General features: G+C 45.2%; 8 protein-coding genes. All 8 read left to right on the top strand.

All coding sequences use genetic code 11. The features are described from left to right. Positions 1–157: 157 nt before the first annotated feature. The 8 genes from rpoB (at position 158) to BLR32_RS22760 (ending at position 18,052) form a co-directional block, all read left to right on the top strand. Entirely contained in the window at positions 158–3,967 is a 3,810-nt protein-coding gene (gene rpoB, locus BLR32_RS22795; protein ID WP_089835177.1) for a DNA-directed RNA polymerase subunit beta, read from the top strand. A gap of 146 nt (positions 3,968–4,113) precedes the next feature. Continuing rightward, a complete protein-coding gene (rpoC, locus tag BLR32_RS22790) occupies positions 4,114–8,409 on the top strand; it encodes a DNA-directed RNA polymerase subunit beta' (protein WP_089835176.1) in 4,296 nt (1,431 codons plus the stop codon). 99 nt (positions 8,410–8,508) lie between these two features. Further along, complete coding sequence (locus tag BLR32_RS22785; RefSeq protein WP_176842401.1) at positions 8,509–9,198, top strand: DUF4397 domain-containing protein; 690 nt, start codon at positions 8,509–8,511, stop codon at positions 9,196–9,198. A 145-nt stretch (positions 9,199–9,343) separates the two neighbouring features. After that, positions 9,344–9,961, top strand: a complete 618-nt coding sequence (locus tag BLR32_RS22780; protein ID WP_176842400.1) for an OmpH/Skp family outer membrane protein — start codon at positions 9,344–9,346, stop codon at positions 9,959–9,961. Between the two features lie 104 nt (positions 9,962–10,065). Beyond that, entirely contained in the window at positions 10,066–11,487 is a 1,422-nt protein-coding gene (locus tag BLR32_RS22775; RefSeq protein WP_089835173.1) for an APC family permease, read from the top strand. A gap of 856 nt (positions 11,488–12,343) precedes the next feature. After that, on the top strand, positions 12,344–13,303 hold the full coding sequence (locus BLR32_RS22770) for a FecR family protein (protein ID WP_089835172.1): 960 nt from the start codon (positions 12,344–12,346) through the stop codon (positions 13,301–13,303). A gap of 98 nt (positions 13,304–13,401) precedes the next feature. Beyond that, positions 13,402–16,641: a TonB-dependent receptor gene (locus tag BLR32_RS22765; RefSeq protein WP_176842399.1), complete on the top strand. Its 3,240-nt coding sequence runs from the start codon at positions 13,402–13,404 to the stop codon at positions 16,639–16,641. A gap of 58 nt (positions 16,642–16,699) precedes the next feature. Then, positions 16,700–18,052, top strand: coding sequence for a hypothetical protein (locus BLR32_RS22760; RefSeq protein ID WP_089835170.1), 1,353 nt, complete (start codon positions 16,700–16,702; stop codon positions 18,050–18,052). Positions 18,053–18,130: the final 78 nt, after the last annotated feature.

The following is an 18,130-nucleotide window of genomic DNA, read 5'->3' as shown; positions in this document are numbered from 1 at the left end:
GCGTCAAAAAGGGGGAATCACCAGGTCGGTGGATTTGACACAGCAGAGAAGACAGAAATTTTTGAGGGTATTTGACAAAGATGTCTTAATTTCCCCGATCCATGTTGTGATTTACTTCACAATATTATATAAGTTAATATAACTGCTAACTTCGAATATGTCTCTAAAAAAAGCCCAAACAAGCGAAAGAGTAAATTTTGGAAAGATCAAACAAGTTACTGAGACACCGGATCTGTTGGCTATCCAAATCCAATCTTTCAAGGATTTCTTCCAGTTAGAAACCACACCAGACAAACGTAACAATGAAGGCCTTTTTAAAGTATTTAAGGAGAACTTCCCGATTACAGATACCCGAAATATCTTTAATCTGGAGTTTCTGGACTACTTTGTAGACCCTCCGCGATATACTATAGAGGAATGTATTGAACGTGGGCTTACCTATTCAGTACCGCTGAAGGCGAAATTACGCCTGAGCTGTAACGATGAGGAGCACGTTGACTTCCAGACGATTGTGCAGGACGTATTCCTCGGGAATATACCCTACATGACCCCTAGAGGTACATTCGTGATCAATGGCGCAGAGCGCGTGGTAGTATCTCAGCTCCACCGTTCTCCTGGTGTATTCTTCGGACAGTCCATACATCCAAACGGTACTAAGATCTACTCTGCAAGGGTGATTCCGTTCAAAGGGGCGTGGATGGAGTTTGCAACTGACATTAACAATGTGATGTACGCTTACATCGACCGTAAGAAGAAGTTCCCTGTAACTACCCTTCTGCGTGCGATCGGCTACGAAACAGATAAGGACATTCTGCAGCTCTTTGGAATGGCTGACGAAGTAAAAGCAGACAAGAAGAGCCTGGAAAAATATGCCGGTAAGAAACTGGGTGCACGCGTACTCAGAAGCTGGGTTGAAGATTTCGTAGATGAAGATACCGGTGAGGTAGTGAGCATCGAGCGTAATGAGATCGTGCTTGAGCGTGACAGTATCCTGGACGAAGCGAATATCGAGACGATCGTGGATATGGGCGTGAAAAGCGTGTTCGTGCAGAAAGAAGAGGTGAGCGGCGACTTCTCCATCATTTACAATACTTTAAATAAAGATACATCTAACTCCGAGCTGGAAGCCGTTCAGCACATCTACCGCCAGTTGCGTGGTGCAGATGCGCCGGATGATGAAACAGCAAGGGGTATCATTGATAAATTGTTCTTCTCTGACAAGCGTTATGACCTCGGAGATGTAGGCCGTTACAAGATCAACAGGAAACTGGGTCTGCCTACACCACTGAACATGAAAGTGCTGACCAAAGAAGACATCATTGCGATCATCAAATACCTGGTACAGCTTACCAACAGTAAAGCGGAGATCGATGATATCGATCACCTGAGCAACCGTAGGGTGCGTACCGTGGGCGAACAGTTATATGCGCAGTTTGGTGTTGGTCTGGCCCGTATGGCCCGTACCATCCGTGAAAGAATGAACGTTCGTGACAATGAGGTATTCACTCCGGTGGACCTGATCAATGCAAGGACACTGTCTTCCGTAATCAACTCCTTCTTCGGTACCAGCCAGCTGAGCCAGTTCCTGGATCAGACTAACCCGCTGTCAGAGATCACGCACAAACGTCGTATCTCCGCACTCGGACCCGGTGGTCTTAGCCGTGAGAGAGCAGGTTTCGAGGTGCGTGACGTACACTACAGCCACTATGGCCGTCTGTGTACTATCGAAACGCCGGAAGGTCCGAACATCGGTCTGATCTCCACACTGTGCGTACACGCGAAAGTGAATGACATGGGCTTTATCGAAACGCCTTACCGTAAGGTGAACGATGGTAAAGTTGACATGGATAAAGTACAGTTCCTGAGCGCTGAAGAAGAAGATTCCGTGAAGATCGCGCAGGCGAACGCGCCACTGGATGAAGGTGGTAACTTCCTCAACGATAAGGTGAAATCCCGTGAAACCGGTGACTTCCCGATCCTCGACAAGGGTGAAGTTGAATACATGGACGTTGCTCCGAACCAGATCGTGGGTCTGAGTGCTTCCCTGATTCCGTTCCTGGAACACGATGACGCCAACCGTGCTTTGATGGGATCAAACATGCAACGTCAGGCAGTGCCGCTGATCAACCCGCAGGTGCCTATCGTAGGTACTGGTCTGGAAGGTAAAGCAGCGCGCGACTCCCGTCTGCAGATCACCGCTGAAGGCCGTGGTGTGGTTGAATTCGTGGATGCAAATGAAATTCATGTTCGTTACGAGCGTGATGAGATGCAGAAACTGGTGTCATTTGAAGATGACCTGAAAATATATCAGCTGACCAAGTTCGTTAAAACCAACCAGAGCACCTGTATTAACCTGCGTCCTGCAGTTAAGAAAGGTCAGCAGCTCGAGTTTGGCGACTTCCTGACAGAAGGTTACGCTACTCGTGGTGGTGAACTGGCGCTGGGCCGTAACATGAAAGTGGCGTTCATGCCATGGAAAGGTTACAACTTTGAGGATGCGATCGTAATCTCTGAGCGTGTGGGCCGTGAAGACCTCTTCACTTCCATCCACATCGATGAGTATGAGCTGGAAGTACGTGATACGAAACTGGGTGAGGAAGAACTGACGCCAGACATTCCAAACGTAAGTGAAGAAGCTACCAAAGATCTGGACCAGAACGGTATCATCCGTGTTGGTGCGCACATTAAAGAGGGAGATATCCTGATCGGTAAGATCACCCCACGTGGTGAATCTGATCCTTCTCCGGAAGAAAAACTGCTGCGTGCGATCTTCGGTGACAAGGCTTCTGATGCGAAAGATGCTTCCCTGAAGGCGCCTCCAAGCACAGAAGGTGTGGTAATCGACAAGAAACTGTTCAGCCGCGCCAAGAAAGATAAGAACTCCAAGACCCGTGAAAAAGCGGCCCTGGAGAAACTGGAAAAAGTACACCAGAAGAACGAAGAAGACCTGCTGGAAGTGCTGATGAGTAAGTTGCTGACACTGCTGAAGGATAAAACTTCTCAGGGTATCACCAACACTTACGGTGAAGTATTGATCTCCAAAGGATCTAAGTTCTCTGCGAAGAACCTGGCTAACATCGACTTCCAGAATGTGAATCCGCTCGGCTGGACTACCGACGAGGTAACCAACGATCAGATCAACACATTGCTGCACAACTATAACATCAAGTACAATGAAGAACTGGGACGTTACAAACGTGAGAAGTTCAACATCTCTATTGGTGATGAGTTGCCAGCAGGCGTACTGAAACTGGCGAAGGTTTACCTGGCCAGCAAACGTAAGCTGAAAGTGGGTGATAAGATGGCGGGCCGTCACGGTAACAAGGGTATTGTTGCGAAGATCGTGCGTGATGAAGACATGCCATTCCTGGAAGACGGAACACCGGTAGATATCGTACTGAACCCATTGGGCGTACCTTCCCGTATGAACCTTGGACAGATCTACGAAACAGTACTGGGTTGGGCTGGTCTGAAACTGGGCGTGAGGTTTGCAACGCCAATCTTTGATGGTGCTACTACAGAAGAAATAGCCAGCTATATCAACGAAGCAGGTCTGCCAAGCTTCGGCCATACTTACCTGTATGATGGCGAAACCGGTGAGCGTTTCCACCAGAAAGCTACCGTGGGTGTTATCTACATGCTCAAACTGAGCCACATGGTTGATGATAAGATGCACGCCCGTTCTATCGGACCGTACAGTCTCATTACACAACAGCCGTTGGGTGGTAAGGCGCAGTTCGGTGGTCAGCGTTTTGGTGAGATGGAGGTGTGGGCACTGGAAGCATATGGTGCATCCAATATCCTGCAGGAGCTGTTAACCATTAAGTCTGATGACATCGTAGGCCGTGCCAAAGCATATGAGTCTATCGTTAAAGGCGATAACATACCAAAAGCAGGCGTACCGGAATCATTCAATGTATTGATACATGAGCTCCGCGGTCTGGGTCTGGATTTGAAATTTGATTAATATTAGTCCATAAGTTGATGGTCCATAGTCCTTAGCAGCCGCTTTGGACTATGGGCCTTAGGCTTTAGATAATCAGACACGGTCTCCATGGACGCTGTCTATGCCCGCGGACTGAATAACATGTGAATTTTCTTTAAACAACATATATGGCCATCAAGAAAGAAAATCGTCCTAAATCAAACTTTAGCAGCATTACCATTAGTCTGGCTTCTCCGGATTCAATCCTGGAGCGCTCTTATGGGGAAGTGCTGAAGCCGGAAACCATCAACTACCGTACTTACAAGCCGGAGCGTGATGGTTTGTTCTGTGAAAGGATCTTCGGCCCCGTAAAGGACTATGAGTGCTATTGCGGAAAATACAAACGTATCCGTTACAAGGGTATCGTGTGTGACCGTTGCGGTGTGGAAGTAACCGAGAAAAAGGTACGTCGTGAAAGAATGGGTCACATCCGCCTGGTTGTGCCTGTTGTACACATCTGGTACTTTAAATCATTACCTAATAAGATCGGTTACCTGCTGGGAATGAGTTCCAAGAAACTCGAGACCATCGTTTACTACGAAAGGTATGTGATCATACAGGCTGGTGCTAAACAGGAGAAAGGCCTGAACTACGGCGACCTGCTGACAGAAGAAGAATATCTCGACATACTGGATACCCTGCCGAAAGACAACCAGCTGTTGCCTGACGAGGATCCAAACAAGTTCATCGCCAAGATGGGTGCTGAAGCGGTAGAAATGATGCTGGCCAGAATTGATCTGGATAGCCTTTCTTACCAGCTGCGTAACCAGGCGGCAACTGAAACCAGCCAGCAACGTAAGGCAGAAGCGCTGAAACGTCTGAGCGTGGTGGAAGCTTTCCGTGAAGCAAATGGTCGTGTTGAAAACCGTCCTGAGTGGATGGTAATGCAATATATCCCTGTAGTACCACCAGAACTGCGTCCGTTAGTTCCATTGGATGGTGGCCGTTTCGCGTCTTCCGACCTGAACGACCTGTACCGCAGGGTGATCATCCGTAATAACCGTCTGAAACGTCTGATCGAGATCAAGGCGCCAGAGGTGATCTTACGTAACGAAAAACGTATGCTGCAGGAAGCAGTTGACTCCCTCTTCGATAACTCCCGTAAATCAAATGCGGTGAAGGCAGAAGGCGGACGTGCACTGAAATCCCTGTCTGACGTACTGAAAGGTAAACAAGGTCGTTTCCGTCAGAACCTGTTGGGTAAACGTGTTGACTACTCTGGTCGTTCCGTTATCGTGGTAGGTCCTGAACTGAAACTGCACGAGTGTGGTTTACCTAAGGATATGGCGGCTGAGCTGTTCAAACCGTTCATCATCCGTAAACTGATAGAAAGAGGTATCGTTAAAACGGTAAAATCAGCGAAGAAGCTGGTTGACAGAAAAGAAGCAGTGGTTTGGGATATCCTGGAGAATGTACTGAAAGGACATCCTGTAATGTTAAACCGTGCTCCGACCCTGCACCGTTTGTCTATACAGGCGTTCCAGCCTAAACTGGTGGAAGGTAAAGCGATCCAGCTCCACCCACTGGTGTGTTCTGCGTTCAACGCCGACTTTGATGGTGACCAGATGGCCGTGCACGTACCGCTCAGCAATGCTGCGATACTGGAAGCACAGTTACTGATGCTGTCATCACACAACATCCTCAACCCGCAGAACGGTACGCCTATCACCCTGCCTTCACAGGACATGGTATTGGGTCTGTACTACATCACCAAAGGCAAGAAATCTACTCCTACTGAAAAAGTAGAAGGAGAAGGTAAGGCTTTCTATTCTGCAGAAGAGGTGATCATCGCTTACAACGAGCAGAGAGTGAACCTGCATGCGAACATCCGCGTAAGAGCGACTGTACGTAATGAGAAGGGTGAACTGGAAACTAAGCTGATCGAAACAACTGTAGGCCGTGTGATCTTTAACCAGCACGTTCCAAAAGAAGCTGGTTATGTGAATGCACTGCTGACTAAGAAGTCACTGCGTGAGATCATCGGTGACATTATCAAGTATACTGATATTCCTAAAACTGCGAAGTTCCTGGATGATATCAAGCAACTTGGTTTCCGTACCGCATTCCGTGGTGGATTGTCCTTCAACATCAATGACCTGATCATCCCTGAGGTGAAACAGCACATGATTGATGGTGCTTCCAGCGAAGTGGATGAAGTATGGGATAACTATAACATGGGTCTGATCACGAATAACGAACGTTATAACCAGATCATTGATATCTGGTCACGTGTGGATACCAAAGTAACTGAAACGCTGATCCGTGAGCTGGCAAATGACAAACAGGGCTTCAACTCTGTGTACATGATGCTTGATTCCGGTGCGCGTGGTTCCAAACAGCAGATCAAACAGCTGGCTGGTTTAAGGGGTCTGATGGCTAAACCGCGTAAGAGTGGATCTACCGGTTCAGAGATCATCGAGAACCCGATCCTGTCCAACTTTAAGGATGGTCTGAACGTATTGGAATACTTCATCTCTACGCACGGTGCCCGTAAGGGTCTTGCGGATACGGCACTGAAAACGGCGGATGCGGGTTACCTGACCCGTCGTCTGGTGGACGTAGCACAGGATGTGGTAATCAATGAGGAAGACTGTGGTACACTGCGTGGTATTGCAACCTCTGCACTGAAAGATAACGAAGAGGTGGTTGAGCCACTGTACGACCGTATCCTTGGCCGTACTTCCCTGCACGATGTGTTCGATCCTCATACAGAGGAACTGATCGTTGAAGCAGGTAGCCTGATCACTGAAGATATCGCTCATCGTATTGAGAACAGCTCTATCGATACAGTAGAAATCCGTTCCGTACTGACCTGCGAAAGCCGCAGAGGAGTGTGCGTGAAATGTTACGGTAAGAACCTGGCTACAGGTTATGTAACACAGCGTGGTGATGCAGTAGGTATCATCGCAGCACAGTCCATCGGTGAGCCTGGTACACAGCTGACACTGCGTACCTTCCACGTGGGTGGTGTGGCTGGTTCTACTTCTGTTGATACCGGCTTACAGGCGAAATTCGACGGTACTATCCAGTTCGATGGTCTGCGTACCACTACTTACGAAAACAACGAAGGCGAGAAAGTACAGGTGGTAATTGGCCGTACAGGTGAATTACGTATCATGGATGTGAAGAATGACAGGTTGCTGATCACCAACAACATTCCGTACGGTTCTACCCTGCTGGTGAAAGACGGACAGAAAGTTGCGAAAGGTGACATGATCTGTACATGGGATCCATACAACGCCGTTATCGTATCTGAAATCGCGGGTAACATCCGTTTCGATAGCATCATCGAAGGTATTACCTTCCGTGAAGAGGCTGACGAACAGACTGGTCACCGTGAGAAAGTGGTAATTGAAACAAAAGACAAGAACAAGATCCCATCTATCTACGTAGATGGTAATAAAGAGGTGAAATCCTACAACTTACCAGTTGGCTCTCATATCGTAATTGAAGAAGGAGAGGCAGTAAGAGCTGGTCAGGTTATAGTGAAGATCCCTCGTATACTCGGTAAACTGCGCGATATCACGGGTGGTCTGCCACGTGTAACTGAACTGTTTGAAGCACGTAACCCAAGCAATCCTGCCATCGTATCTGAAATTGATGGTGTGGTAGCTTTCGGTAACATCAAACGTGGTAACCGTGAGATCATCATCGAAAGCCGTGAAGGTCATATCAAGAAATACCTGGTGCCATTGACACGTCACATCCTGGTACAGGACGGTGACTTCGTGAAAGCAGGTACTGCGCTGTCTGATGGTTCCATCACTCCTGCGGACATCCTGTCTATCAAAGGACCGTTTGCTGTTCAGGAATACCTGGTAAATGAGATACAGGAAGTATACCGTTTACAGGGTGTGAAGATCAACGACAAGCACATTGAGGTGATCGTACGTCAGATGATGCGTAAGGTGAACATCGAGGATCCGGGCGATACCCGCTTCCTGGAAGGTGACACTACCGATAAATTTGAATTCTTTGAAGAAAACGACAACATCTTCGATAAGAAGGTGGTTACCGAAGCAGGTGAATCAACCGCGCTGAAAGCTGGTCAGATCGTTACACTGCGTCAGGTAAGGGAAGAAAACTCCCTGCTGCGCCGTGCTGACAAGAAACTGGTGGAATTCCGCGATGCGAAACCAGCTACTTCCAGCCCACTGTTACAGGGGATTACCAAAGCGTCCCTGGGTACTCACAGCTGGATCTCTGCAGCGTCCTTCCAGGAAACAACCAAGGTACTGTCTTCTGCAGCCATCAACGGTAAAACAGATGACATGCTAGGCCTGAAAGAGAACGTAATCACCGGTCACCTGATACCTGCAGGTACTGGTCTGCGTGAGTTCGAAAACATGATCGTAGGATCCAAAGAAGAATATGATATCCTGGCGTCTTCCAAAGAAGTGTTCCAGTTTGACGAAGAAGAATAGAACAGATTCATTCATGTATAAAAAAAATGTCCCGTGCGTAGTGCCGGGACATTTTTTTTACCTGTAACTTTCCGCCAATTAAACTACCGGATGATAGTTATGAAGCAATGGCTTTTTTTAGTATTGATATTAACAGTAGTGGGCGTGATAGCCTGTAATAAGGATAGTGACAGCTCTATACCAGAAACAAGTTCGAACATCAATTTCTTTACGGCGGTACCAGGCAAAGAGTATGATGTGTTGATAGATACCACCACTATAGGGAGTGCGGTAGGATACGGTGAGAGCACCGGCTATCACTCATTTCAGGCGAAACGTTACGCCCTGCGGATCTATCCGGCAGGGAACCATAACACCCCGATAGGTAGTGGCGAGATCAGCATGAGGAATGGTCATTATTATTCGGTATTCCTCTCGCAGAATAACTCCAGGGCGCTGCAGTTACTGCTTGTTGAAGATCACCTGGCGCCATCTCAGGCCAATTTCGGTAAAGTGAGGTACATTAATCTGAGTGATACCTATACGACGCCAGCTTTGAGGCTGACCCTGGACATGTATGTGGACAATGTGCGGGTATTCCGCCAGCTGGGTTATCAGGCGGCTACTGATTTTGTACAGGTGCCTGTGGGCAACCGTAACGTGGACCTCCGTTATGCAGACTCTTCCCTGAGTCTAATGGGAAATAACAGCCATACCTATGAAATACAGGACCAGAAGCAGTATACCATTATCGGATATGGAAATGTCAGGAATGTTGATTCCTTCAAACTGACAACCTTTGTACATTAGAAACTGTCTCCTATGCAGGGGAAAAATCTATATGTGAAAGTGTTGTTAAGAAAGTGAGGGACTAAGTATAATCATCTAAAAACCTTATTTTAGCCGTTCAATTTTAAAAATGTATTTAAGGAGATTAAAAAATCCACCTAACAACATGCGCACTACTAAACAACTTGTGAAAAGCGGATTATTAGCGGTACTGACAGCCGGAACATTTATTGCCTGCCAGCAGAATAACAAACAGGGGAACAATAGTCCGGCAGCGGCTGCCAAGGACGGCAGTGCGGCATCTAATAACAGCTTTATTATAGCATATGTGGATATCGATACCGTTGAAGCTCACTATGAATATTTCAAGGAGAAAAAGGCTGAATTAGAGAAGAAACAGCAGGCAATCGACAATGAACTGCAGGCCAATGTACGTGCATTACAGAATGAAGCGGCTGATTTTCAACGCAGAGCTAACGGAATGACACAGTCAGAAGGTGAGGCAACCCAGCGTGCTTTATATAACAAGCAGCAGCAGCTGGAAGGCAAGGCGCAGGCCATGCGTTCCCAGTATGCAGAGCAGGAAAACAAGTTCAATGAAGAGCTGCAGAAAAGGCTGAACGATTTCCTGACAAAGTATAACAGCGATAAACGTTATGCCTATATCCTTTCTTACCGTACAGGTGCTAGTAATGTTTTGTACAAGGATGAGAAGTATGACATTACAAATGAGGTAATTAAGGGGCTGAACGAAGCCAACGCATCCACTGAGGAGAAAAAATAATAGTTGCTATAGCAGCAACGTTTGAAAAATAATTATAAATTGGAATCCCGTCTCGTAAACATTACTGAGACGGGATTTTTTTAATCATATAGACACAAGAACATATGGAAAACCACAACACAGCTTTCCGTCCAAGTTTAAGTTTACTGGACGCAACCATGATCGTAGCTGGTTCGATGATAGGATCCGGCGTATTCCTTGTATCCGCAGAAATAGCCCGTAATGTGGGTTCTGCGGGCTGGTTAACATTGATGTGGGTATTGGGCGGTATTGTTACCATTATCGCGGCGGTGAGTTATGGAGAGTTATCCGGTATGTATCCAAAGGCAGGGGGACAGTATGTTTACCTGCGTGAAGCCTACAATCCGTTAGTAGCCTTTCTGTTCGGCTGGACACAGTTCAGTGTGATCCAGACAGGTACTATAGCGGCCGTAGCAGTGGCGTTTGCCAAGTTCTCCTCTTATCTTATCCCGGCCTTCAGTGAAGAGCATATACTGTTAGACGCAGGGATTGTAAAGGTATCAGCAGCGCAGATCGTAGCGATCATCTCCATTATATTGCTTACCTGGATCAATACACGCGGTATTAAAAGCGGTAAAATCATCCAGACAGTATTTACCCTGGCAAAACTGCTGTCTTTGTTTGGCCTGATCATATTCGGGTTCCTGCTGGGAGCTAAACAGGAAGTATGGAATGCCAACTGGGCGAATGCCTGGGAAGCAGTAAGTCTGACACAGGTGGACGGACAGGTAACTACCACACTGTTATCCGGACTTGCTTTATGTGGTGCTATTGCTATTTCTATGAAAGGATCATTGTTCAGCAGCGATGCCTGGAACAATATTACCTTCATTGCTGCAGAGATTAAAAATCCGCAGAGGAATATCGGACGTGCCCTATTCCTGGGTACACTGCTGGTGACCATTGTCTATGTAAGCGCCAACCTGATGTATCTGGCAGTGCTGCCAATGCACGATATTGCTTTTGCAGCGAAAGACCGTGTAGCTGTTGTTGCTGCAGAACAGATCTTTGGGTCAAGTGGCTCCCTGGTAATTGCAGTAATGATCATGGTATCTACCTTTGGATGCAACAATGGATTGATCCTGTCTGGCGCCCGTATTTATTATACAATGGCTGAGGACGGACTATTCTTTAAGAAAGCAGCTGAGCTGAATAAAGATAACGTACCTGCCAACGGGTTATGGATACAATGCGTGTGGGCGTCATTGTTATGTCTGACTGGTAAATACAATGATTTGCTGGCAATGGTAATTTTTGGCGTATTAATATTTTATGTTATCACAATTGCTGGTATCTTTGTGTTACGCAACAAGCGTCCGGATATTCCACGTCCCTATAAAGCATTTGGCTATCCTGTATTACCAATGTTATATATTGTGGTAGCATCCGTACTGGCGTTATTGTTACTTCGTTTTGAGAGTGGCTATGCTTTATTCGGATTATTGATCATCGTTATTGGTTTCCCGCTGTATTACCTGGCCATGAAGACACAAAAAACAGCTTAAAAAGTGCGGGAAAGCTAATATGGACAAATAATAATGCGGGTTTGACACAAAAGTTGTATGTAAAATGGTTGAAAATTTATCCCACTGCTGTGGAACTTTCAGTGAATTGATGTAATTTGCATGAAGACTTCCGGAATAGAGGATTGATTTGTGTGTAACCCTTGACGCAACGACACGTATGAATAGAAAACCCTTTGTCAACAAAGAGCATTGCTTTTCCAACGGAGCAATGATTAGAAGGGGAGGGACCTATCATATTTCACTAAAGTGGAAGCCCGCAAGAATACAGGAGTAGAAGGCGAATAGATGTTCAAACATTCATTAAATGATGCATGTATGAATAAATATTTAACAACATTGTTTGAAGATAGGTAGCACGTACTGGAAAATGAGTTAACATTAGAAGACTATATGCCAACAACAAACAACATCAAAAAAATTATTCAATAAAAATATTTATAAAGGCAATTATTTCTCATTGGGTGGGAGTGAAGATGATTTGAAAAAATCTCTGAATCCCATAATGACCATTAAAAGCCTACACGATTTGCATTCTCGAACATTCACATGACAATCTTAACAACAAGCGTATGGTATCTACCGTACGCTTGTTGTTTGTCTGAAGAGAAAGACGCCGGCTGGTGAATACCCGGGCCACCGAACGCTGTAAATGTTCCCGGCAAGGGGCCGGGCCTGCCAGGTGTAGTTAGGAGATACATAGTAAAGCCTATCCTTAGTCCTTTATGTTAAGGAATTATGAACTCCATTTTTTGATTAGGACATCTTTCTTTCACAATCGTACTCTTATTGTATTAGGTCACCAGAAAACAATATTGAAGTCCTGCATTTCAAGAAAATGAAAATAAGCGCACAGTTACTGGAAAAATATTTTAAAGGTCTTTGTACGGATGAAGAAGCAGAAATGGTTGCTGCTTATCTCGAAGGAGATTCAACGCCCGAGGCTGATGAATATTTCCTGCAGGCACTTGAAGATACGTCGGATGTACCGGTTATATCAGCACCTCAAAAGGAGGTGAAGTCTGTAAGGCGTATGCTTCCTGTATTTAGTACTGCTGCTGTGTTATTGCTGCTATTAAGTGTGCTGGCCTGGCTTTGGACATCTCAGCGCCGGCACAAAAGCGTGCAGGTGGCTTTACTGACTGATACGATTGTTAATAATACCAATACTATACGCCTGGTGCATATGGCTGACGGATCAAAAATATGGCTGAATACAAATTCATCTATTGTGTATAACAGGCAGTACAATGGTACCAACCGCGACATATGGCTGCAAGGCGAGGCATATTTCGATGTGAGTAAGCAAGTGGCTCCTTTCCGGGTACATACAGCTTCGCTGGTAACCACAGTATTGGGCACCTCATTCAATATTTCGACAGATAACAGGGCAAATGGCGCTATTCAGATAAGTCTTGTAACAGGTAAAGTAGCGGTAAGTCACATGTTGAAAGGCAGTCCGTTCAGACATATTCTGAAGCCAGGTGAAATGATAGAATACATCGAAGGCATAGAACCCGGAAAGCCTCATGCATTCAATAATAATGCAGTATTAGGATGGAAGAACTACAAGCTCGTCTTTGACAAAACGACATTGGAAGATGCTTTCGCTATGCTGGAGAACAGATACAATTGTAAGATTACCATAAAAGACACAAAACTTATTAAAAAAGAGATATCAGGTGTATTCAACAGTACACAATCAATAAAATCTATACTTGAAACACTTAGCTACGTACATCGTTTTTCATACGAGTACGGCGCAGATACTAACCACTATATTATCAGGAGAAAATAAAAGCGGCAACCATATAGCTTAGCACAAAGGCATTTTTTAATAAAATCGGACAAAACAAAATGCAAAAATCGATCAACAGATTTTGTAAGGGGATCTTTATGCCTGTATCAATCTTTTTTAATCTATTTATTCTTATATGCGGGCAATCAACTGTACTGGCGGGACAATTGTATAATGAATTGAATGAGAGGGTAACGTTGAAAGTAGGCACTACATCTGTCGCTGAAATCATCAGATCATTGCAACAACAGACCAGATATACTTTCGTATATGACCCGGAGTACCTTGCCAAATGCCAGGTGAAAGCTATAGAGATAGAAAATAACAAGCTGTCGGATGTATTAAAATGGTTAGATGAAAGAGCTCCGCTGGACATTATGTACAGCGAAAATAAAATAGTGATCAGGCAGGGGATGCAGGAGAAACCAGCGCAGGTGAAGAATGGCTTTATCAGCGGAAAGGTAGTGGATAACAAGAATGAACCATTACCCGGCGTAACGGTAAAAACCAGTACCGGAAAAGGTGCGCTCACTTCAGTTGACGGTACTTATCAGCTGACATTGGAGCCTGGAAAATATACACTGGAATTTAGTTTTATATCATATACAACAAAAAGGATCACTGACATCACAGTGAGTGAGAAGAAAGTGACTCCTTTGAACGTAGTAATGGCGCCTTCTTCTTCTGCCTTAAAAGAAGTGGTGGTTACCGCCAGCTATCAGAAAGCTTCAGTAGAAGGATTGTATGCAATACAGAAGAATAATGCAGCATTATCCGACGGTATCAGTGCCGAGCAGATAAAGGTAACTCCCGATAACAACGCTGCTCAGGTATTAAAACGCGTAAGTGGATTGACTGTGCAGGATGATAAATTCGTAACAGTACGCGGCCTTAGTGAACGTTATAATAACGTGATGCTGAATGGTGCTAACCTGCCAAGCACAGAACCTAACCGCCGTAACTTCTCTTTCGACGTAGTACCGAGTGGTCTGATAGACAATATCATCGTGAATAAGACTTCCACACCAGATATGTCTGCTGAATTTGCAGGAGGTCTGGTACAGGTAAATACAAGAGATATACCTGTAGAGAACTTCACTTCTATAACATTAGGTAGTGGATTAAATACCAATAGTTCCGGAAAGGATTTTTATGCCACAAAACGCGGTGATAAAGATTACCTGGGATTTGATGATGGCACCCGCAAATGGTGGAATAAGGACTGGAATCCTGATGAATACCGCAAATATGCCGCTGCCGGTAACTATGGCAAAATGAGTGAAATGAATGCACGTATTCCTAATACATGGGGACTGCATAAGTATAACTATTCACCTGTGCAGAATTATCAGCTGACACTGGGAAGAAGAATAAAAATAAAAGAGACGTCCACACTGGGAATCACGCTGGCGGCCACTTATCGCCACGAGGAGCAGATCATGAATGAAGAACGTTTCCAGCCAACTAACTATCATTATGATAGCAGTTCCCGCGCCTATCAGTTCAATACAGCGTTGGGAGCAGTTGCGAATATTGGTTTTCAGACAAAAGGACATAAGATCGTATTCAAGAATCTTTATAACAGAAGATTCCAGAATGAGACTGATGTATACAACGGTAACGAATTCAACTTCCTGATAGTGGGTGGTACTGATCGTAATGCGGTTCAATATTACAACTCAATTACGATCATTAATGAATTACTGCAGAACAGGCTGGAAGGTGAGCATGTGCTGGGTAAACACCTGAAGATCGACTGGTCCGGCGACTATATCACTGTTAACAGAGATCAGCCTGATACACGTGCTGTAAAAGGATATCACGTGGATGGACCTAAAGGATATTATCAGTATGTATTGACTGATAACAACGGTTACATGACGCAGGGATTGAACATCTTTAACTCAAGACTGGAAGAAAGAAGACAGAATGCTGCGGTGAACTTTTCAATCCCTTTCAAGATGAAGGGTGCGAATGAATTGATCAAGTTCGGATATGCAGGTAATTTCCGTCAGGCGGATTTTAAATCGACTTCCCTGCGTATGTTCTATGACCCGACAGGTAACCCTGACTCGATCAGTAACGCAATATTCGGTTTAGCTGATTATCAGTTGCAGTCGTTACTGAAACCCAAATACCTCACATATAAACTGACAAGTACCGGTGCAGGGGAAAATGCCGAGAACTATACAGGCGATCAGAAATTACATGCGGCTTATGGTATGGTTGACATTAATTTCCTGAGGAAGTTCCGGTTTATTGGTGGTGTGCGTATGGAGAATAATGCAATGGATATTACAGGTACTTCCTTCAGCCAGGTTACCGGACTTCCTGTTGATACTGTTGTTAAATATAAACGTACTGACTGGCTGCCGTCTTTCAACCTGGTGTATAGTCTGACGCCTGCAATGAATATCAGGTTTGCATATTCACAAACACTGGCAAGAGCGGATTTCAGGGAAAGGGCGCCATTCATTTACTATGAATTCAGAGAGAGAAGTATCTATCGTGGAGCAACATCACTGAAGGATGCGAAGATCTCCAACATCGACCTGCGCTATGAGTACTATCCCGGGCCAGGAGAAATTATCTCAGTATCTGCTTTTCACAAGAAGTTTGATAGTCCGGTAGAGTTGGTGTCAGCGCTTGGATCTCCGGAATTGATCTACTTCTATTTCAACCTGAAAAGTTCAACCAATAATGGCATAGAGGTGGACCTGCGTAAATCATTAGGTTTTATTTCTCCGGCATCAACCTGGCTGAAAAACATCTATGTTAGTGCAAACGGTTCCTGGATGGATGCGAAAGTAAACTACGATGTAGCATCATTGATAAAGGCAGCATCCGACGCTGTGGGTGGCGCTCCATCAGGCAATACACCTGACACACGTAAACGTGCTTTACAGGGCTTATCGCCTTATGTGATCAATGGTGGTATTGGTTATTTTGGAAAGATCATCGGTGCCAACATCAGCTATAACAAATATGGCAGACGTATTGTGAGTGGTGGTGTATTCCCTTACCAGGATCAGTATGAGAAACCAAGAGATGTGTTAGATCTCCAGTTGAGTGCCAACTTGCTGAAGAATAAACTGCAGGTAAGATTCAACATCAGCGATTTGTTACAACAGGACTACATCATATATCAGAACATTTCGGCAACAAGTCCTCACTCCAGTGGTGGCGGTACATTTGTCGATCTGAATGAGGCGAATCTGCTGAAAGATAATGTCAATAACGATCCTAAAGGTCTTTCGTACAACAAACAACTGGATTATGTTTATCACAAATGGTTCAAAGGAAGGAATCTGAGTGTAAACGTAACCTATAATTTCTAAGCGTTCATATCATCTTTATAAATTTCAAAAAACTCTTAAAACCCTAAAGATCAAAACCATGAAAAAGTTCATGACTGTTGCGGCTGCATTGTCCGTAATCGCCTTCGGTGCTTGTAAAAAAGAAGCAGAAGGTCCTCAGGCACCAAAAAATGTTCAGGCTGTTGTTAACATCAACCTCGCTTCTGGCGCTACGCTGCCACTGGTGATCGGTGCTGATACTAACTACATTCTGAGCAGCGGTACTTACTTCCTGAATGGCAAAACTTATGTTGCTAACGGAGGTACTATCACTATCGCCGCTGGTGTACAGGTAAAAGGTATCAAGAAAGCAACAGCTGCAGAAGCATCTGCATTGGTTGTAACCCGTGGTGGTAAGATCTTCGCTAATGGTACTGCCAACAGCCCGGTTGTTTTCACTTCTGCTGAAGCAACTCCTGCTGTAGGTGACTGGGGTGGTATCGTAATTCTGGGTAACGCTAAAACCAACCAGAATACTGCTACCTTCTCTCCAACCATCGAAGGTATCTCTACTCCGACTTTACCTGTTGGCATCGACGCTACTTACGGAAGCGCTGATACAACATTCAATGGTGAGTCTTCCGGTGCATTAACCTATGTTCGTTCAGAATATGCCGGTGCTGCCATTGCTGCAAACAACGAATTAAACAGCTTCACTTTTGGTGGAGTTGGTAGAGGTACTGTTGTTCACCACCTGGAAGCCTCTTATGGCGCTGATGATTCTTTCGAATTCTTCGGTGGTGTTGTGAACGCTAAATACCTGGCCTCTTTAAATACCAATGACGACATTTTCGATTTCGATTTCGGTTACAACGGTACTTTACAGTTCATTTTGGGTGTTCGTAGAAGCGGTTTCACTTATGCTGATGCAAACGGTATCGAATCAGATAACGATGCTTCTGGTTCTGCGCTGACTCCAAGAACTCAGGCTAAAGTGTCTAACATGACCCTGGTTGGCGGTTCTTCTTCAGCTTTCACTGGTACACTGAATGGTGTTCGTTTAAGAAGGAACACAAGCTACACAATCATCAACTCTGTTGTTCTGGGTTATACCACAGGTGTAGCACTGGAATCAGCCGGAACTATTGCTGATTCAGCTTTGTTCCACCACAACCTGGTGCATGCATTCGCAGCTCCTGCTGTAGTTGGTGGTACACTGACAGGCTTTAACTCTATCTGGGTTAATGCCAGCAATTCAAACGCGAATATCCTGTTGACATCTCCATTCCTTGCGTCTAATGCTAACTTCGCTCCGCTGCCAGCATCTCCTGCTGCAAGTGGTGCTAACTTCACTGGTTTCAGTGGTAGCTTCTTCGACACAAGCGTGGCTTACAGAGGTGCGTTCCCTGTTTCCGGTGGTAACTGGTTAACAGGTTGGGCTGCAGGTTTCTAAAAAATCTTTTGATGAATGAACGGCCAGGCAGGGGATAATTTTTATCACCTGCCTGGTTTTAAAAAAAACGATAATAAA

Source organism: Chitinophaga filiformis (assembly GCF_900102545.1).
GTDB lineage: Bacteria > Bacteroidota > Bacteroidia > Chitinophagales > Chitinophagaceae > Chitinophaga > Chitinophaga filiformis.
Note: the sequence above shows the minus strand (reverse complement) of the source record. Positions and strands in the feature narration are given on the sequence as shown.